Raw genomic sequence first — 18662 nt, forward strand, 5'->3', positions numbered from 1 at the left:
GCGGAGAGGTCGTTTTTTAGTCAAAAAAGGCGCTCCGGAAAACTCCGGAACGCTTGTTTGAGTCACACCTATTTGCGGGTGTGTTTAGTTTTTTTAACAGTAATGACACTGGCCGGTTCGGCAGGTGCCGCTGGTTTACGCTGGGCTTGCTTCATTTCGCGCAATTCGGTCTTCAAGGCTTCAAGCTCATCAACGTGGTGGGCCTTCCATTCTTTGTAAGAACTGGCAGAGTCCGTATCGTTGGGCTTCAAGCCCATGTTGAGCCAGAAGCACGCTTCGGATAAACTAGAAAAGTTGTGAATCCAAAGGGTCTGGCCGTTGTCAGAATCAAAGGCAACGTAGGAACGGTAATGTTTCTTCAGGAACGTGTGACGTCGAATCTTGAAAGCCTCGCGCTTTCTGGTCATCCGGTAATCGGGTAAAATGTATTGGCCGGAGGTGGACAGCTGGGGAAAACGTTCGTCACGTTGTTCTCGCTGATCCTTAAGCATTGCGCGGGCTTGGTCGACGGTGATAAGTGAAGCGTGGATTGGATTCTTCATCAAAAACCCCCTTAAATAATTGAAAAAAATACAGGTACTGACAGTCTCCGGCCAATACTCACACTGTCTAGGTTATCATAATATAAAAGTTATGAAAACAATTTAAGCTTTTAAATTAATCTTTTTTAAGTAATAATAGATTTTCAAAAACTTTCAGGTGAGTTACCGGGGATGATAACGGCACCATAAACTTGGCAATTGTGGATTTACGGGATTGCGGGTAAAGTATGGTAAACTAGCTTAGATTAGTTTGAAAGCGGAGGGATTTAGGTGGCACAGAAATATTATGCGGTGCGTAAGGGTAAGAAACCAGGCATTTATCGCACTTGGCCAGAGACACAGCGCCAGGTAAATGGCTTTTCTGGCGCTCAGTATAAGAGTTTTGGGACGGCAGCCGAAGCACAGGCATTTATGACAGGCCAGGCCGAGGCCAAGTCCACCACGAAGCGGCGTCAGGCGACGCCTACTTCGGCGGCGCCGATTGATGCGGACATCACCGTGTATACGGATGGGGGATCGCGAAATACAGGCAACGTTGCTGGCGGACACGTTCGGGCTGAGGATAAGGCGGCTTGGGCTTATCGAATCGAATTACCTGATCGCGTAGAGAAGGGCTCCGACGGTGAGTTCGGTGCGACCAACAATCGAATGGAAATCATGGCTTTTCAAAACGCGCTGCAACACCTGGTTGATCTGGGTGTGACCGATCAGAAGATTTGCTTTGTTCTGGACTCACGGTACGTGCTGAATGCCGTGACTCAGGGCTGGTTGGCTGGCTGGAAACGTCGCGGCTGGAAGCGTAGTGCGGGGCCATTGGCTAACGCCGAGTTGTGGCAAGAGGTGGACCGCTTGCTACCCCAATTCGCCCACTTGAGTTATCAGTGGACGAAGGGCCATGCGACGAACCAAGGAAACGTTTTTGTGGATCATCTGTTGAATGAAACCATGGACCGGATGAGTGCCGGTAATCAGACGCAAATAAAGGCGCCAGCGACACCAACGACTAAGACGTCAGCGACGCCGAAACATGGCCAGACGATGGCCCAATCGGTTGCCGATCTGAGCCGCAGTTTACAGGATTTTCCATTTCTTGATAATTAAGGGTATAATGAAACCTAAGGAATACATGCGGATAACCTAATTTGGGGGACTAGACTGTTCTGTCAGTCTCGGTTATAGGTTCAAAAAATTAAGTCAGTGAATGGGGTACCGAGGATGCAAGCAAAATTAATTCCATATTTGGAATTTGAAAATGCCAAAGAGGCTATCACCTACTATGAGCGGGTGTTTGGTGCGACTGATGCCTATCGGATTAGCCCGACGGCAGATGAGGTCGAACAATTTGGCCTAGAACCAACGATGAATCTGGACGAAATGACAATGAGTGGTGGATTTCGGGTCATGGGCCTAGATATTCAGTGTGCGGATGCCTTGATGGGGCAACCAACCTCGTCAACCTTAGTATCCTTGATGATTGCGGTTGATGAACAGGATTCAGAAGGGGTTAAGACCCTGACGGATCTGTATCAACGCCTACTCAAATCGGATATCAAAGTGATCAGTCCATTTACGACGCAAAGCGCCGGTGGCAAAATGGGACAGGTGGTTGATGCCTATGGAATCACTTGGATTCTGCGGGAACAACCGATGCTGTTGGATAATTAACGAATTTTAGTGAGTCGTGGTGATATTTGCCATGGCTTTTTTGTTTTGAATGACACTGGTGTTGGTCGTCTACGGCCAGACAGTATGGTCCCCTGCAAGCGTGACAGGTTAGAGACGCGGGGGTATCCAGTGATTGTTATTCGATGGGCCATCACTGTGACTTGATTTGGGGGCCGAGCCACTCGCGTGTTATCATGAAACGCAAGAGGAGTGATTCAAGATATGGCAACGGAACGAGAAAAGATGACGGCGGGACAACCGTATGAACAATTTGACAAGGAACTTATCGCACGGCGGATGGTGGCGCGCAAACAATTGCGGGCGGTTAACCAGCTGGATGACAACGCAGAAAGAAATAACGGTTATCGGCAATTAATCGAAGACACCGGCGACGACTTCTTCGTTGAGGCGGGGTTTAAGTTTGATTACGGTTGGAACATCCACATCGGGAATCATTTCTATGGAAACTATGACATGACGTTCTTAGACACTTGTCCGATTACGATTGGGGAAAATTGTTACTTTGGCCCTAACATTGGGCTCTACACGCCGGTTCATCCCCTAAATGCCATGGCTCGCAAGAATGATGTTGAGATGGGGGCGCCGATTACCATTGGCAACAATGCTTGGCTAGGTGGCCGGGTTACGATTCTTCCTGGCGTTACCTTGGGAGACAACGTGGTCGTTGGTGCGGGATCGGTTGTCACGAAATCCTTTGGGGATAACGTGGTCATCGTTGGTAATCCGGCTCGGGCCATTAAGAAAATTGATAATGGTGAAGCTGGAAATGCCGCTGCGAAGGCTCGCTGGGCAGATAAGCTCGGGGATTAGGTCGAAATGACCGTCGACGTAAATTCTAATCAAATTCTTAGATTCCTATCATGATAGGGCGTGTAACCGCTTTAATTTCCATTTAAAAATCTTATTGTAGTGCTAGATTTTACTAATCATTGCTTCCGCGTATAATAGATTGTGGATATCGCTTTAAGAGATTTGCGAAGGCAATTTGTATACAACCGTTAGGCGCTGTACAGGTGGCTTGTAAGACGACCTGGAAACAGCGCTTTTTTCGTACAATCTCTTCTGAATCGATGCCGCTGAGAGTCCATCGGATTTCTCAGGAATCAAATGAGGAGGATTATTTATTTTAGCGCGTAAAAATATTGATAAGTTAGTATTCGTACCAACCATCGTTTTATTTGTACTCGCGTCATTGTTATTCATTTTGGGCGGTGGCCAGTTACAAGCCACGCTGAGTTCCATCTTGAATTGGATTGATACTCGCATGTCATGGGCTTATATGATGGTGTACGTGGTCAACTTTTTATTTTTTATGTATTTGGCATTTGGTAAATTTGGTAAGGTAAAACTTGGTGATCCAGAGGACAAACCCCACTACAGTAACTTTCAGTGGGGGTCCATGGTTTTCGCTACGGCGATCGATGCTAGTATCTTGATGCTGTCCATCGTGGACCCGTTGCGTTACTTACAACACCCAGCATTTGGATTGAAGCCCTTCTCTGGGCAGGCCTACAGCGCCGCACATATGTTAGGGCAGTTCAACTGGGGGCCTATGGCTTGGATGATGTTTGCTCCAGCCACTATTGCAATTGCTTACGTCCTATACGTTAAGCATGCCAAGGTTCAACGGGTCAGTGCCGCCATCACCAGTCTGCAAGGTGACGGTAAGGGCAAAGTCATTGCCCGGCACGTCGTGGACTTCTTGGTGGTCTTTGGTATCATGGGTGGAATTGGATCGTCCGTTGGGATGGAAATTCCTATTATCTCCAAGGTTTTAAGCCGGCTTACCGGTGTTCAAGACAATTTGATGCTAAAAATTGAACTCTTTATCATTCTGTTTATTCTGTTTGCGGTCACAGTCTTCCATGGGTTAAATGGTGGGATCAACCGCTTAAGCTCCGCTCATATTTGGACGGCGCTAGGACTATTAGCGATTATTTTAATTATTGGACCGACAGTTTACATTTTAAATTCTGAAACAAATAGTATTGGTTTAATGGCTCAGAAGTTTGTGGCCATGTCAACCAACACCTTACCTAATGGGGGGAATAGTACCGCTCAGCAGGAAACCATTTTCTACTGGGGCTGGTGGCTCTCCTACATGCCCGTCATGGGACTCTTCATTGCCCGGATCTCTAAGGGCCGGACGATTCGTCAAGTCCTCGTGGGGATGTTAACGTATGGGGCTTTAGGATGCATGAGTTTCTACGCGATCTTTGGGGGTTACTCCCTGTGGTTACAGCGTACCGGGGCCGTCAACTTGGTTCACATTTTAAATACGCAGGGTCAAGCTGCCGTGGTTGCCACGGTGATTGCGACATTGCCATTTAAGATGATTATCCTGGCACTGTACTGTATCTCTTGTTTCATCTTCTTGGCTACGACGATCTCATCGTCAGCCTTCATCGTGTCGTCCTTCACCAGTCTTCACTTGGATGACGGCGAAGAACCAAGTCGTTGGAACCGGATGATCTGGGTCGTCGTCTTCATCATCTTCTCCTTTGGGATTGTGATGGTTGGGGGCTTCAAGACCGTGCAAACGGTCTCCACGATTGCTGGATTCCCACTGATGTTTGTCTGTGTGCTGTTGTTACATTCCATCTGGCACATGTTGGCTGCCAAGCCAAAGACGGCACCAGTGGTCGTCCCACAGCCAGTGGTTGTTCGCCGGATTACGGTTGAATTGCCTCGTGCCGTTCGCGGGCCAATGATCTTGTCACCGGATCACGCGAGATAGAGTGTGAGCGAACACGTTTCCGAGGCCGCCAGCATCCGGAGCACTCGGCGAGAGTCGAGCCCTTCCATCTGACAGTTCTCGGTAAATCAAACTTAACAAAAACAAGAGTCACCAGCACCTCTCCGTAAAGGAAAGGTTACTGGTGACTCTTTTCGTTTCAAGCTAATTAAGAGGAGACTAGTTTAATTTCAAAGTCGTATCAAAGTTCTTCGCAAAGCTATTGTCGTTCTCGTCATCAGTATCATAGAAGGCGTCCCATTTCAAACGAATGGAAGTGAGACTGGCAACTGACTTGAGGTTTGGCAGGAGGAAGTAGACGTTCCCGTCCTTAATGGTGCCCTTATTGAGATCACCATCAAAGGTGTCACTCAGACTCATGTCGGAATTGACTTGTTGGCCGAGATTAGTGTTCAACGTGGCTTGCGTCGGATAGGCGGCGATGTCGCGACCAGCCTTGATCTTGAAATGAACGGCAACGACACCATTGAAGGCTTTCTGCTGATCACTTTCAGCGAGTTTAACGGCCTCGGCGGTCTTAGCGACCTCGACCTTATCGATGGCAAAAGTAGACTTCGCCCAGCTACTATTTTGGTAAGCCTGGTGGTAGGTCTTCTGCTGACTGAGACGAACTTGGGAATCACGAAGCGTCAGACTCCCGCCTTTCGTGGCATCGTTTGTGGCGGACTCAGCTGGGGTAGCGGTGGTCTGACTGGCAATGACCGCGGTTCGAGTAATCGTGCTCAGCGAGGCATAGGAGCCGGCAAAGACGAGTGACAGTACCGCTAGAATGGTCCAAGGCCACCACGTCCTGGTCCAATGCGGCGAAGCTGGTGAGGTTGTGAAGCGGTTGTCCGCCACGACTGCGGGTTGCGTCAGTAGCACCAGCAAGATAATGGGACCCACAGTGGGAATCAGGGATAGCCAGAGGAAGTGGCCGGACCGGTTGGTGTCATGTAATCGTCGAATGGTAGCCGTGAATTGGATGACGCTCAGGACGGCGACGACCGCCCCAATTAACAGAAAGGCAATCGTTTTCCCCGGAGATAGGACGAGGCCTTTGGAAAAGAAAACCAGACTGAAGAGAACTGTCACAACGAGACTGATCAGCACAATATCCAGATAGAGCCACCAGTAGTCTGCCCGTGAGAAGCGGCCCTTAATTGTAAAGGCCGCTTTGACGCCACGGTCGAAAGCGCTGGCCATATTGGGCCTATCACTCGTCGGCGTCGGTTCTGAGATTGGGGTGAAGACGACGGTTGGGCCCGGTCCTGAGTCGGATTGGGCTGTGTCCGCGTTCGTTTCTAGCGTTGACTCTTGGTCTGAGGTCGTCTTTGGCGCCGAGTCATGTTTTACTGACTTTTCTGGCGCCGAAGAGGATTCAAGATCTGTTGTGGGTTGCTTAGCCCCACAGCTCGGGCAGAACGTGGCTTCGGTGGGAATCTTCTGACCACAGTGTAGACAAAACTTAAAATTGGGTTCAGTTGGCATTGGGGGCACCTCCATAGGCTAGAAACAGGTTGTAAAGGCAAGTTTAATTAAACCATACACTAGCTGGTTTAGAATTAAAAGGTTTAGTTATTGTCTTTGTTTCCTATGTCAAAATTTTACGGGACAGGCGGCTTCTTTCCCGTCAGATATGATACAATGGGCTCGTGTTACCAATCATTGCAGGAGGGGTTTTATGGCAGACGAAAGTAATAATCCACTATTTTTCCGGCGGATATTAATCACGATTGACGAGGACGACCGGCCGTCGACGAGTCGGGCTTTCCGGTTCGCGTTGACGATGGCCCGGGACTATCAGGCTCATCTGGGGATTGCCTCCGTACTTGAGAACAATGATATCAGTATTTATGAGTCCTTGATGCCCGACAAACTCAACCAAAAGCGCGATCACTTGAAGGCAATTGTCCAAGACTATGCCAATAGAGCGAAGGCTTTTGGGGTTGAAGATGTCCGGTCAATCGTGGGTGAGGGTGGCGATGTCGATGACGTCATTCTTCAAAAGATTGTACCGGAATTCAAACCCGATCTGATCGTTTCGGGAGCCGACGTTGACTTTGCCAGCCACGGTCGTCCCGGAGCTATCGGGTTACGCCTGGCGAAGAAGTCCGACGTTTCAGTTATTGTTATTCGATAAACAAATAATGGTTCACCGTCTCGTTTTAGGCGGTGAACCATTTTAGGATCAGTTATAATAGTGTTAGAAAGCGGTTTGAAGGGGGAGAGCACATGCGAAGACCACAACGACCAGGATTCTTATTCGACCTCCACGGTGTCCTAGCCGACTCGTGGCAGTATCACCTGCGATCATGGCAGACGATTGCCACCGAGTTAGACATACCCTGGACGGGAGCGTTATCGGCAAAATTGCCGGGGATGAGTCGATCTGACTCACTGGGGGCCATATTGGCCTCTGTCGGCCGTCAGGGGGACTTTAATGCCCGTCAGCGGCAAATGATCACGGATCATGAAAATGCGCTGTACAAGCAGTATGTGGCCGCTCTGACGCCGGCAAATTGTCTGCCGGGGATTCCAGCGTTTCTCCAGGAATTGACAGCGGCCGGCTATCCACTGGCGGTGGCCTCGGCCTCCACCAATGCTGCCAGTGAGATTGATCATCTGGGGTTGCGGGCGTATTTCCGCTACATTGTGGATGCCCGGAAACTGCAGGCTAGTAAACCCGCCCCGGACGTCTATCTGGCGGCGGCCAAGTTAGTTGACCGTCGCCCCGCGGACTGCGTTGCCTTTGAAGACACGGTGACCGGGGTTCAATCGGCCGTGGCTGCCGGTTGTCGCGTGGTAGGAATCAATCGGCAGTCCTTAGCAGGTGCGACAGTCATGGTCGCGCAAACTAGTGACCTTAGTCTGCCAGCTTTGCAGCGGGCACTCGATCTGCCAGATGTTTAAGTAGAAATTCTTTTAAAATGATAGCCTGGTTGTGTTCCTCGTCCTTGGCGCCGTATAATAAAATCACGTCTTGATCGGGGAGTTGTTCGGCGATCAGGTCTAAGAAGGCCGGTAGCGCTTCGTTGGCTTCAATTTCCGCCACGTAGCGTTTTTTGAATTCTGGAAACTTCTCAGGCTCATGATTGAACCATTTGCGCAACTCAGTTGTAGGACCCATTTCCTTTTCCCATGAGGCCAATTGGGCATTCACTTTTGAAATGCCACGTGGCCAGAGCCGATCAACTAATACCCGGTACCCGTTGAGATCAGCGGGCTTCGTATAAATTCTTTCACACTTAATTGCCATAAGGAATCATCTCCATGATTCCATTCTAACATAGCCAAACGGGAGGTAAATGATGTCAGATGCATTAACAGATTTTTTCACGGGACGGCCGACGCCGCAGATTGCCCAGGACTTACTGGGGCACGAGTTGGTCTATCAAACACCAGCTGGGACCATGAGTGGGTGGATTGTTGAAGCTGAGGCTTATCTCGGTGAACAGGACACGGCGGCCCACGCCTTTAACGGGCGATACACCGCGGCCAATGCGGCGCTTTATGATGCACCGGGAACGATCTACATTTACATCCTCCGCGGCTACTACATGTTCGATGTGGCTACGCAGGCTGAAGGGACCCCTCAGGGGATCTTGATTCGCGGACTTGAACCGCATGAGGGTCTTGATTTGATGCAACAAAATCGGGACAAGCCAGTGCCCGATGTGACCAATGGTCCTGGGAAATTGATGGCTGCCTTGGGGATTCAGTCCAAGGACTTGAACCGCACGATGCTGGGAGCCCAGAACCTGACGATTACGCCAACCGCAACCCGAACGCCCCGAAAAGTAGCGGCGACGTCGCGAGTCGGTGTGTCTGCAGGGAGCTGGCAGGACCGGCCGTTGCGCTTCACCGTAGCCGGTAACCCCTTTGTTTCCGGTAGCCGCAAGCGTGACTGGGACCGCGAAAATCACGGGTGGAAATAGGTTAGGCTGGACTGCATGTACCTAAGGATAACCGCTATGCTCGCCTTTTAAGGACTTAGCGACTATTTTTCAACTTGAACGAAAGGTTGTGTGGGTTAAGCTTTCACAAGAGGAACTGATAGTGATGGATGAAATTACATCTTTTGAATATTCTACGGGGCCCAAGGCCTTGGAATCGAATATTTACGAATACAAGGTTGACGGGAAGAAGGTACTTAAGATTGATTACCCCGATAACAATGGGTTTATCGCGGTGCATAAACAGAATGGCGAGACGGAATATTTTAAGGCGCCGTATATGAAATTTTCTACAACTAAGTCAAATTAAAAATGGGCTCGAATCTTTATCATCCTTGTGTCAGGGATCGTAGAGATTCGAGCCTATTTACTTAGCAGATCTTCAACGATAGGGCTTCGTTCCCCAATGGACCGCAGCGGCCCCAAGATTGAAGCGTTCATAGTGGACTTGTGTTAATCCAGCCGCCTCAAACATCGCCACCAACTCGGTCACGGAGACGAAGCGATGCGTCGAGCTTTGGAGGTAGTTGTAGGCCTGGTAGTGATGAACCAAGCGGCCCATCAGGGGAACCACGTGACCAAAGTAGAGTTGCCAGCCGGCGTGTACCAATCGGTTGTCAGGTTGTGAGGTTTCGAGGCAGACCACCTGGCCGCCGGGCTTGACCACCCGCGCCATCTCACGGAGCACCTGGTTAGCGTCAGGGACGTTACGCAGGCCGAAGCCAATCGTGACGACGTTGAAGCTGTTATCCGGATAGGGCAAATGCATGGCATCACCCTGACGCAAGGTCACGCGGTCTTGCAACCTAGCTGATCGCACCTTGTGGGTGGCTTCCTGAAGCATGACTGAACTGAAGTCCAGTCCGACTACCTGGCCACCTGGGCCCACCGCTTGGGCCAGGGCCAAGGTCCAGTCGCCTGTGCCACAGCAGAGGTCTAAGGCGAAGTCTCCAGGTCGAATCGTCATCAGGTCCATGACACGTTTGCGCCAGATCCGGTGGGTTCCCAGGCTAATGAGGCCATTCATCTGGTCGTATTGTGGTGCGATATGGTCGAAGATCGTTTGGACGGTATCTTCTGATGTTTGGTTGGTTAAGGTCATTTGTGATTGCCTCCTGGCTAGTACGACGTGTTATCAATACCTTCAGTGTAAAACAAAAGAGTGAGAAGTAAGACAAAAGAGTGAGAATCAAAACTGATTCTCACTCCAAATTGAAGGTCTGATTAGATTTTAAAGTTAAAGTTGGTACTTCTTGTCGATCTCGTCGCCTTGAGAGGTGAGGATCTTAGGACCATCATCGGTGATAACCAGGGTGTGTTCGTATTGGGCGGACAGAGACCCATCGGCTGTGACGTAGTAGTCCCAAGACTTGTCGGCGGTTTGGCGCGTGGCAATCTCCCAAGTTCCCAGGTTAATCATGGGTTCGATGGTGATGGTCATGCCGGCCCGTAACCGCAGTCCCTTACCGGCTTCACCGTAGTTGGGAACGTTAGGTTGTTCGTGCATCGTGGGTTGGATACCGTGGCCGATTAACTCCCGGACATCTCCCATGTGCTCCTGACCTTCCGTGTAGGCTTGGATGGCATGACCAATGTCACCGATCCGGTTGCCGACAACGGCTTGGTCGATCCCTAGGTACAGAGACTTCTTGGTGACGTCCATCAGGTGTTGGGCTTCTGGACTGATCTGACCAACCGCGTAGGTCCAGCAAGAGTCACTTTCAAAGCCGTCCAGGTTGACGGTCATGTCGACGGCGACGATGTCGCCTTCCTTGAGTAAGAGCTCCTTACGAGGAATGGCGTGGGCCACTTCGTCGTTGACACTGACACAGGTGGCGTACTTGTAGCCTTCAAAGCCCTTTTCGGAAGGGGTGGCGCCGTGTTCCTCAATGTACTTGTTGGCAAACCGTTCGATTTCCCAGCTAGAAATTCCGGGTTTAATGATGTCGCGTAATCCCTTGTGGACACCGGCTAAAACGGCTCCGGACTCCGCCATTTTTTCAATTTCACGTGCTGATTTAATGGTTATCAACGTGTTACCTCCTCAAAATTTCGTCTGATTACAATCAAGATTGAGTGACTACTTACGTGCGAATAAGTCCGTAAATGTAAGTCGGTAACTCGGAACCAGACATTTTCATACAATACTAATTTACACCTAATTGGTTATTTAGGCGAACCGCGACCTTGATTCGACCAAGCCGAAAGCCTGTGCCGGGCTATTAATCCTGCTGATCAAAGAAGTGAGTTTTAATCACGCGGCCGACGATCAGGATTAACAGGCCTATCAGGGTGAACTTGAAGTCCGTCACGAAGCAATAGACCAACCAAGCCAACAGACTGAATAGAACGATGAATATCAGTTCGTCAATGATGATCCTCATACGCGAATAATTCCTTTCAAGTGTGGTTGACGGCAGAAACGAGCTTGAGACGACCGTCCCAAGCTCGTTTTGCGTCGCGACCTTACTGGAAGGTGGGACTATTCGGCAGTTAGCCGGTCAATTTTGCCGTTGTCAATCTGGGTTAAGATCCGCTTAGCTTCCGTGATACGGGCGTCACAAAGGAAGTTCATGGCGTTGTCTTTTTCGTCCTTAGCGCGGTTCATTTGTTCGGTTAAAAAATTAATCTCGTCATGTAAATAGGCTACTAAGTCCATACTTTACCCTCTCTTTATCGTGTCATGTTTGTGTTCGCAGAGTCGTAACCACCAATTACATTTATTGTACCAAAGTTTACCCCATAAGTAACTCGATTGCTTAGACCAATCACGGGGCGCGTCAGTTTACAGCTCGTGAGAAAAGGACTACGATGGACATCAGTTGATAATGTTTCTAAAGTAGAGAATGGGGAGCGAGCGAATGGAGAAGGCAATTGATTTACAGGGAAAGTCATACAATCATTTAGCGTTCATCTGGACGTTATTGGCAGGAACCTTTACCATGTCGATTAGCCAGTCGTCCTTATCGACGGCCTATCCGACCTTGATGCGATACTTCAACGTACCGGCATCGACGATTCAATGGTTGACGACGGGATTCATGTTGGTGATGGTGGTGATGATGCCCATCAGTCCCTGGATGTTAAATAATGTCCGATTCCCAGTCATGTTTGTCAGTGTTTTGGCCTTATTTGATATTGGAACCTTTATTATTTATTTGGCGCCAAGTTTTGGTTTGATGATGTTAGGCCGGGTGATGGAAGCCATGGCCGTGGGGATTATGTTCCCGTCGTATCAAACGGTGATGTTGCGAATTACTCCGGAAAAACAGCGGGGGAGCGTCATGGGGATGGCAGGACTTGTTATGGGTTCGGCGTTAGCCGTGGGACCGATTATCTCAGGGATTGTGCTGCGTTATACCACGTGGCAAGGGCTCTTTGTGGTCTTTATGGTGATCATCACCATAGTCTTCGTGATTGCCCTCAAGACGATTAAGGACGTCATGCCCCAAGCCACGTCACGCCTGGATTATTGGTCTGTCTTAAGTAGCATTGGTTTCATTGGCATTCTGTATGTCGTCAATCAAATTGGTAAAGCCAATGCCAACTGGGCTCTCATGCTGGGCTTATTAGTAGTCAGTGTTCTGGCGGTGACATTCTTCGTTTGGCGTCAATTTAACGTTGAGACACCTCTTCTGGATTTGCGGGTCCTCAAGACATTTAACTTTGACCTGGCCGTTCTCTTGACGGGGGCCTCCTATATTGCGCTGATCGTCGTGACCATCATCTTCCCTTTGTATTACCAAGAGGTGCTGGGGATTTCACCCTTTGCCTCAGGGATGGCACTGGTGCCTGGCGCGATTGTCCTGAGCCTGTTAAATCCACTGACGGGGAAGCTGGCCGACCGGATTGGTTTTAAGGCCACCATGCTGACGGGGATGAGCATGATTGTCGTCGGCTGGCTCTGGCTGAGTCTGGTCGGTGGTCGCCAATCATTACTGGCGATGGTGCTGACGGCCGCGTTAATTGAAGGGGGCAATGCCTTCGTCATGATGCCCGCGGTTACCTTAGGCGCCAACTCCTTACCAGATAAGTTGATCTCTCATGGGACGGCCGTCATTACCACGGTGCGGCAAATTCTGGGGTCGACTGGAGTTGCTGTGGCAACTTTGGTGTTGGCCACGGTTACCAGCAGCCATGCCAAGGTGGGCAGTGCCACAGCGGCGACGCTTGCCGGGTATCGTGCCGTGTTCCTGACCTTCCTGGGTGTCGCCATTGTTGGCTGGATCTTTGCGGTCATGTTGCGTGACGGCCGGAAGTCGGTTGCTACCAAATAAGTTCAGCACTAATTTATGAAGTTAGCAGATAGTTGATAAATTGGACCCCTTGAGTGGTAATGCTACTCAAGGGGTCCAATTTTTGTCATACGCTTTTTTGACGACAATTGGCTTAAGAATTCGTTGGCCTGTCTAGACGCCATGTTGCTAAAATTGACAGCTTAGAGTTCAGAAATAGGTACCAATTCAAGTTGACGGTCATCTTGATTACTACGATTTGTCGAAGAGGTTATGGACACGATGGATCTTAGCCGCAGGCGGCTTTTTACGCTAGTTTCAACAAGGACCTAATCTACACGTTCAAAGACTTCGCAGAGACAGGGAATCTGTTCGTTAAATGGTTCATCGGATTCGTTCCGGTACTCTTGGGTAAAGACAGCGCGGTGAACGCGACGCCAGTAGGCCAGTGTGCGGTCGCCTTCCCCTTCATGGTAGGCATGCTCGGCCGTGACGTGGTCAAAGGGCATCTCCTCGACCACCTTCGTTTGCGTCACGCAAACCGGTTGATCGTGGCCATCGAGGATAACGTTGTATTCACCCACGGAGGGGCGAGCCTCATCTGGTTCATAGAGCCCCAGGGCAGAGGTCGTGGCAGTTTTCTGGCCAATGGCGACCAGATGCGCGAGATCGTCCGCGTCTTCATAGCCAAAGGGGTAGGCATCGTAGTGGTTTGTCGTTACTTCTGGGTGGCGGGACTTAAAGTCCTGCCAGAATTCGTCAATTGTCATCAGGTGGGTCCTCCTAAAAATTTTTAGTGGGTTTCGGCAAAGCCGCGACGGCCGCCAGGCTTCGGAATTTGGTTTTGCATCATGACGCTGAAGCCACCGTCAATGGCGAGGCTAGTAGCGTTGACGTAGCTCGACCGGTCACTGACCAAAAAGAGAATGGCGTTGGCGATATCGTCGGTTGTCCCGATGCGCTTGCTGGCAGTTAACTTCTTGCGGCCATTTTCAACTTCAGGATCTGCGTAGAAGGCGGCGGACATGGGGGTCTTGACCAGGCAAGGTTCGAGAACGTTACTCCGAATGCCGAACATCCCCCATTCGGCCGCGACCTGCTTGGAAAGCATGTTAACGCCGGCTTTGCTGGTACTGTATGCGCCACTGTAGGTTTCGGGGATGTCGCTGGCAACCGTAGAGATGTGGACGAAGGTCCCGTGCTTCTGGGCGATCATGACCTTCCCAAATTCGTGGGTGATGAGGTAGTAACCATTCAAATTGACGTCTAAGACTTGTTTCCAGGTTGCATAGTCCAGATCTTCAAGAGGATCGAATTTCAAGATGCCGGCGGTGTTGATCACGACATCGACGCGATTGAAAGTTGCTTGGACCTGAGCGACGGCGGCCTTGACGCTACTCTCGTCGGTGACGTCACAGCTGACGGCCAACGTCTGAACGTTGAAGTCCTGAGTCAGTTTCGTCGTAAATTTAGTTGTGGGGTCATCTTCCCGATCCAACACGACGACCTTCGCTCCTTGTTCAGCGAGGGCGGCACAAATCTTGGTGCCCATGCCCCCAACTGCCCCGGTAACGACACAAACTTTATCGCATAAGCCTAACCATTCTGTTGTCATTATTGGTCCTCCTTAAATAGATATTCACGTACTTGTTCGATTGGCATTGCCTGGCCGGTCCACAATTTAAATGCTGCGGCACCTTGATTCAGTAACATGCCTTGCCCATTCAAGATGTGGGCAACGTTGGCCTGCAGAGCGACACGCATGAGCTTGGTTTCACTTGGTGCATAGACGGTATCGAAGACCGTCATGTTGGGGTGGAACCAGGCGGGGTTGGTCACAAGGGCCTGGTCCACGAGCTTGCCCATCCCCAGACCGGTTGCGTCGACGTACAGGTCGCTCTGCGCGATGGCGTCTTGGAAGCGGTCCTGATGATCCAGGAGAGTAAATGTTGCGTGACAGTCAGTTTGTTCGTTGATTTCGGCGGCGATTCGTTGCGCATTAGCCACCGCGCCGTCGTTAATATTAAAGATATTGAGGGTTTTCAAGCCGGCTAGGGCGGCTTGAATGGCGATAGGTGTGCCTGCGCCGCCAACGCCGGCGAGTGTCATCGTCTGACCTTTGAGTGCGATGCCTTCGTCCTTTAAAGCATTGACGAAGCCAATCCCATCGGTGGTGTAGCCGGTGAGGTGGCCGTTGTGATTGACAACGGTGTTCACAGCTCCAATCAGCTTAGCGGCGGGGTCGAGTTCATCAAGCAGGGGGATCACGGCTTGCTTGAAGGGCATTGAAATGCTGGCCCCTAACATCTTAAAGGTGCGGATGGCGTCGATGGCTGCCGTGAGGTGCGCGGGTTCGACGTCGAAAGCCAGAAAGCGGGCGTTGATGTGGTCCGCCTCGAAAGCGAGATTGTGCATGGCTGGGGACTGTGAGTGACCAGCCGGGTGGGCAATGAGGCCCACTAGTGCTGTATGACCATCAATTTCCATGACAGAAGACTTCCTTTCGAAACAAGTTCCATCTCCATCGTAATCCACGGCCAAACGGATTGCCACCGATGTTGCAAGAAGTCACTTTCCTCGGCTCGTAAAGTAAGCTAGAATGGCAAATAAGGATAGATCTGAAAGGAGACCGCTTATGCAAACACCCGAATCATTAAACTTACCGTCATTCTATGCGAACCCGGACCGCAATGTGGCCGTGTTGAACTATAACGAACACTTCATTACCAGTATTTTCGACCTGGTGAATAGTCCCGAATTGGCTGGCTTCGTGAAGTTGTTCTTAGAGGAACAGCGTGATCGCACGCCGGATGCCGCCGATCCCCAAACGACTTTTGATTTAGTTACACCAGATGTGTATCTCGCCACCATCAAGGCCGTTTTGACCGACCGGGTGGATGCGTTTGATCGCTTCAAGCCGGCCGAAATTCTGGCCAGCATCGAAGATCTTTATTCGTACTATCGGACCTATCTCCGAGTAGCCACGATGACGGTCACCCAAAATGACGTTGTGGCTAGTGAGTTCATGACGATTGACCAGCGTTTCAATGACTTGGTTATTCGGTTGTACCGGACGATTGAGGAAAAATTACAGGGCCATCCCAACCACGTTTATCGGCAAGTCAGCGCTGGGTCGAGTGCCTGTGTGCTGTTACGGCGGTTGGCTTGGAATATGCCCGCTGGTTATGAAGGACTGAAGGACATTCGCTTCATCAGCCGGCTGATGTTACGGCCACCAATGATGTTGCATACCAAGAGCAACAAACGTAAGGGAACCTTCACCGCAACCCAAGTGAACCCCATGGAGAACTTTACCGGTACCGAAGATGACTGGTTCTGTTACCCAGCAAAGATTGGGGAGAGTCTGGCCTACCTGTACTTCCACCGCGACTATTTAGCTTCCGGCTTAGCCTTGGCCAACCTTTTCCAGTTGGCAGATAGTACTGAGGTTGCCGCGCACAAACCAGATTTGGTGTTGTTGTTTGGGACCCCCGGGGTTGAGAGTGACACCGATCACGAGAACGGCCACTACTTCTATGACGTTGCCAATGATATTTACGTCGGCCAAGTGCCTTACAATGACCAAACGACTTATTTTGGTTACATGAAGAAGATGTGTCTGACGTTGCATAACCTGCACATGATTGCGCAGAAGCGGTTGCCAATTCACGGGTCCATGGTGAAGATTACCTTTGCCAATGGTCAGACCAAGACGGTGGTCTTCTTCGGTGACTCTGGGGCCGGCAAGTCCGAATCTATCGAGGCGCTCCAAGAGGTGGCCGACGATCAGATCGTCAACATGGAAACCATATTCGATGACATGGGAAGCTTCACATTGAAGGGACAGGATCTTTACGCACAGGGGACCGAAACCGGGGCCTTTGTCCGCTTGGATGACCTCAGTAGTGAAGTGGCCTTCAACAACATGGACCGCGGAATCTACATGAACCCTGAGCAAAAGAATGCTCGGGTTATCATCCCCGCCAATACCTGGCCACGTGTCGTGGCGCACCATCACATCGACATGTGGGTTTACGCCAATAACTACGATGATGCCGTGGGGATTCACCGTTTCGACGACCAGCAAACGGCCGAAGCTACCTTCGTGGCCGGCAAGCGTAAGGCGCTGGGGACGACCGATGAGGTGGGGATGAGTACAACATTCTTTGCCAACCCGTTTGGCCCCGTCCAAGAACAAGCGGCGACCCAGCCCATCATCGATGCCGTCTTCGACCGATTATTTGCCGATGACGTTTATGTCGGTGAAATCTACACCCATTTGGGCAATGATAAGTCCCAGGACAAGTTGAATGAGTCTGCCCGTAAACTCTTAGCGGTTTTGTTGGATCTCTAAACTTTAGGGCTTACTCTTACTAACGAAATTTGCCCGTGATTTTTCGCAAGTTTTCGTGAAATAAATTTATTTATAGTGAATGGCAATGATTGTCGGTCCGCTTCTCGCATGAATTGGGAAGCGGACCGACAATTTTTTGTCTAAAAAAGGACGAGCAATAAGGCTCGTCCTAGGAAAATCAAGCGGTGATTAAACGAATTGGGCCAGTAATGCCGTCATGAAGGCATTAGCGTCACCAACGTAACCATAGTCGGCGACGTCGAAGATTGGCGCATTCGAATCTGAATTGACCGCAACGATGGTCTTAGCAGACTGCATGCCGACTAGGTATTGGACGGCACCGCTAATCCCAAAGTTCAAAATGAGATCGGGATGAATGGTATTGCCACTCTGGCCGATCTGGTCGTCGTGGGTGAAGCGATCGAGGTCGGTCAGTGGACGGGACACCCCGATTCGCCCGCCAAGTTTTTCAGCTAACCGTGTAGCTGTATCAATGGTGGCGGTATTGGCTGCACCACGTCCCAGTGCGACGACGCGACTGGCGTCACCGACCGTCGTGGCTGTATTCACAACGGGAGTGGCCGTCTTAACTTGCAAGCGTTCGACCGGGTGAAAGGCGACAGTGACCGGGGTGAGTTCAGCAGTCCCGGTAGCAGGCTCAGCAACGAAGGTGTTCGGACGCACGGTCGCCATTTGTGGCCGATGATCTGGACAAATAATTTCGCACATAATGTTGTCCCCGTATGAAGGCTTGGTTGCCACTAGTGTCTCGTCGTCGAAGCGCAGATCCAAACAATCAGCGGTTAATCCGGTCAACAACTTGGCCTGTAGCCGTGGGGCGATTGACCGACCCGTGATGGTCGCACCGAATAGAATGGAATTCGGCTGGTATTGCGCCACCAATTGGGCGAGGGCGTCGGCGTGTTCCGCGTCGGTTGCTGTTGGAAACCGGTCGTCACGCACGATGCGAATCTCGTCGGGGGCGTAAGGCTGAAGTTCTGTTTCGAGGTGATCGTTGGTGGCTTCAAAGAGGATCGCAACGGTGTGGAAACGGTCACCGGCTAATTGACGTGCCTTGGTCAGAAGCTGAAAGGTCGTTGGTTCAACGTGGTCTAAGCGGCGTTCCGCGATGACCCATAATTCTGGTTTTGACAT

21 protein-coding genes are annotated in these 18662 nt (G+C 50.6%); 10 read left to right on the top strand and 11 right to left on the bottom strand.

The window, feature by feature from the left end; translation table 11 throughout:
- Positions 1–68 precede the first annotated feature (68 nt).
- Positions 69–542, bottom strand: a complete 474-nt coding sequence (locus EKM70_RS01705) for a hypothetical protein (protein WP_125544668.1) — start codon at positions 540–542, stop codon at positions 69–71.
- Between the two features lie 270 nt (positions 543–812).
- Here EKM70_RS01705 and EKM70_RS01710 point away from each other — a divergent pair, with 270 nt between their 5' ends.
- The 4 genes from EKM70_RS01710 to EKM70_RS01725 all read left to right on the top strand — a co-directional run bounded on the left by EKM70_RS01710 (position 813) and on the right by EKM70_RS01725 (position 4965).
- Positions 813–1643: a ribonuclease H family protein gene (locus EKM70_RS01710; RefSeq protein ID WP_125544670.1), complete on the top strand. Its 831-nt coding sequence runs from the start codon at positions 813–815 to the stop codon at positions 1641–1643.
- Between the two features lie 114 nt (positions 1644–1757).
- The gene (locus tag EKM70_RS01715) at positions 1758–2207 is read left to right on the top strand and encodes a VOC family protein (RefSeq protein ID WP_125544672.1); all 450 of its coding nucleotides are present in this window, start codon (positions 1758–1760) and stop codon (positions 2205–2207) included.
- Between the two features lie 222 nt (positions 2208–2429).
- Positions 2430–3038, top strand: a complete 609-nt coding sequence (locus EKM70_RS01720; protein ID WP_125544673.1) for a sugar O-acetyltransferase — start codon at positions 2430–2432, stop codon at positions 3036–3038.
- Between the two features lie 313 nt (positions 3039–3351).
- A complete protein-coding gene (locus tag EKM70_RS01725; protein ID WP_318531962.1) occupies positions 3352–4965 on the top strand; it encodes a BCCT family transporter in 1614 nt (537 codons plus the stop codon).
- Positions 4966–5142: 177 nt separating this feature from the next.
- Here the strand turns inward: EKM70_RS01725 and EKM70_RS01730 are convergent, their stop codons facing one another.
- Positions 5143–6453 carry a DUF805 domain-containing protein gene (locus EKM70_RS01730; RefSeq protein WP_164506295.1) on the bottom strand — a complete coding sequence of 437 codons (1311 nt, stop codon included), beginning with the start codon at positions 6451–6453 and terminating at the stop codon, positions 5143–5145.
- Positions 6454–6646: 193 nt separating this feature from the next.
- On the opposite strand from EKM70_RS01730, the gene EKM70_RS01735 reads away from it, so the two are divergent.
- Entirely contained in the window at positions 6647–7105 is a 459-nt protein-coding gene (locus EKM70_RS01735) for a universal stress protein (RefSeq protein ID WP_125544679.1), read from the top strand.
- Between the two features lie 92 nt (positions 7106–7197).
- Positions 7198–7875 (top strand): HAD family hydrolase, encoded by a 678-nt coding sequence (locus EKM70_RS01740; RefSeq protein ID WP_125544681.1) that lies wholly within the window; start codon positions 7198–7200, stop codon positions 7873–7875.
- On the opposite strand, the gene EKM70_RS01745 is transcribed toward EKM70_RS01740, so the two are convergent.
- Complete coding sequence (locus EKM70_RS01745; protein WP_125544683.1) at positions 7829–8221, bottom strand: DUF488 domain-containing protein; 393 nt, start codon at positions 8219–8221, stop codon at positions 7829–7831. The two genes, EKM70_RS01740 and EKM70_RS01745, sit on opposite strands and share 47 nt — an antisense overlap.
- Before the next feature lie 52 nt (positions 8222–8273).
- Here EKM70_RS01745 and EKM70_RS01750 point away from each other — a divergent pair, with 52 nt between their 5' ends.
- Together EKM70_RS01750 and EKM70_RS01755 are read left to right on the top strand one after the other, a co-directional pair.
- Positions 8274–8900 carry a DNA-3-methyladenine glycosylase gene (locus EKM70_RS01750; protein WP_125544685.1) on the top strand — a complete coding sequence of 209 codons (627 nt, stop codon included), beginning with the start codon at positions 8274–8276 and terminating at the stop codon, positions 8898–8900.
- A gap of 124 nt (positions 8901–9024) precedes the next feature.
- Entirely contained in the window at positions 9025–9228 is a 204-nt protein-coding gene (locus tag EKM70_RS01755; protein ID WP_125544687.1) for a hypothetical protein, read from the top strand.
- A 72-nt stretch (positions 9229–9300) separates the two neighbouring features.
- Here the strand turns inward: EKM70_RS01755 and EKM70_RS01760 are convergent, their stop codons facing one another.
- The 4 genes from EKM70_RS01760 to EKM70_RS11335 all read right to left on the bottom strand — a co-directional run bounded on the left by EKM70_RS01760 (position 9301) and on the right by EKM70_RS11335 (position 11577).
- Positions 9301–10020 carry a demethylmenaquinone methyltransferase gene (locus tag EKM70_RS01760; RefSeq protein ID WP_125544689.1) on the bottom strand — a complete coding sequence of 240 codons (720 nt, stop codon included), beginning with the start codon at positions 10018–10020 and terminating at the stop codon, positions 9301–9303.
- A 135-nt stretch (positions 10021–10155) separates the two neighbouring features.
- A complete protein-coding gene (map, locus tag EKM70_RS01765; protein WP_125544691.1) occupies positions 10156–10950 on the bottom strand; it encodes a type I methionyl aminopeptidase in 795 nt (264 codons plus the stop codon).
- 190 nt (positions 10951–11140) lie between these two features.
- Positions 11141–11302 carry a hypothetical protein gene (locus EKM70_RS11330; RefSeq protein WP_164506296.1) on the bottom strand — a complete coding sequence of 54 codons (162 nt, stop codon included), beginning with the start codon at positions 11300–11302 and terminating at the stop codon, positions 11141–11143.
- Positions 11303–11400: 98 nt separating this feature from the next.
- A complete protein-coding gene (locus EKM70_RS11335; RefSeq protein WP_164506297.1) occupies positions 11401–11577 on the bottom strand; it encodes a hypothetical protein in 177 nt (58 codons plus the stop codon).
- Positions 11578–11779: 202 nt separating this feature from the next.
- On the opposite strand from EKM70_RS11335, the gene EKM70_RS01770 reads away from it, so the two are divergent.
- On the top strand, positions 11780–13195 hold the full coding sequence (locus EKM70_RS01770; protein WP_125544693.1) for an MFS transporter: 1416 nt from the start codon (positions 11780–11782) through the stop codon (positions 13193–13195).
- Between the two features lie 287 nt (positions 13196–13482).
- Here EKM70_RS01770 and EKM70_RS01775 read toward each other — a convergent pair whose 3' ends face one another.
- The 3 genes from EKM70_RS01775 to EKM70_RS01785 are packed head-to-tail and all read right to left on the bottom strand — an operon-like array spanning position 13483 to position 15640.
- The gene (locus EKM70_RS01775; RefSeq protein ID WP_125544695.1) at positions 13483–13923 is read right to left on the bottom strand and encodes an ASCH domain-containing protein; all 441 of its coding nucleotides are present in this window, start codon (positions 13921–13923) and stop codon (positions 13483–13485) included.
- Positions 13924–13946: 23 nt separating this feature from the next.
- Entirely contained in the window at positions 13947–14768 is an 822-nt protein-coding gene (locus EKM70_RS01780; RefSeq protein WP_125544697.1) for an SDR family NAD(P)-dependent oxidoreductase, read from the bottom strand.
- Positions 14768–15640: a quinate/shikimate dehydrogenase gene (locus EKM70_RS01785; protein ID WP_125544699.1), complete on the bottom strand. Its 873-nt coding sequence runs from the start codon at positions 15638–15640 to the stop codon at positions 14768–14770. Before EKM70_RS01785 ends, EKM70_RS01780 begins: the two co-directional genes overlap by 1 nt.
- Before the next feature lie 148 nt (positions 15641–15788).
- Between EKM70_RS01785 and EKM70_RS01790 the strand changes: the two genes are divergently transcribed.
- The gene (locus tag EKM70_RS01790) at positions 15789–17507 is read left to right on the top strand and encodes a phosphoenolpyruvate carboxykinase (ATP) (protein WP_125544701.1); all 1719 of its coding nucleotides are present in this window, start codon (positions 15789–15791) and stop codon (positions 17505–17507) included.
- Positions 17508–17696: 189 nt separating this feature from the next.
- Here the strand turns inward: EKM70_RS01790 and EKM70_RS01795 are convergent, their stop codons facing one another.
- Positions 17697–18662 (bottom strand): electron transfer flavoprotein subunit alpha/FixB family protein, encoded by a 966-nt coding sequence (locus tag EKM70_RS01795; RefSeq protein ID WP_125544703.1) that lies wholly within the window; start codon positions 18660–18662, stop codon positions 17697–17699.

Source organism: Levilactobacillus lindianensis (assembly GCF_003946095.1).
GTDB lineage: Bacteria > Bacillota > Bacilli > Lactobacillales > Lactobacillaceae > Levilactobacillus > Levilactobacillus lindianensis.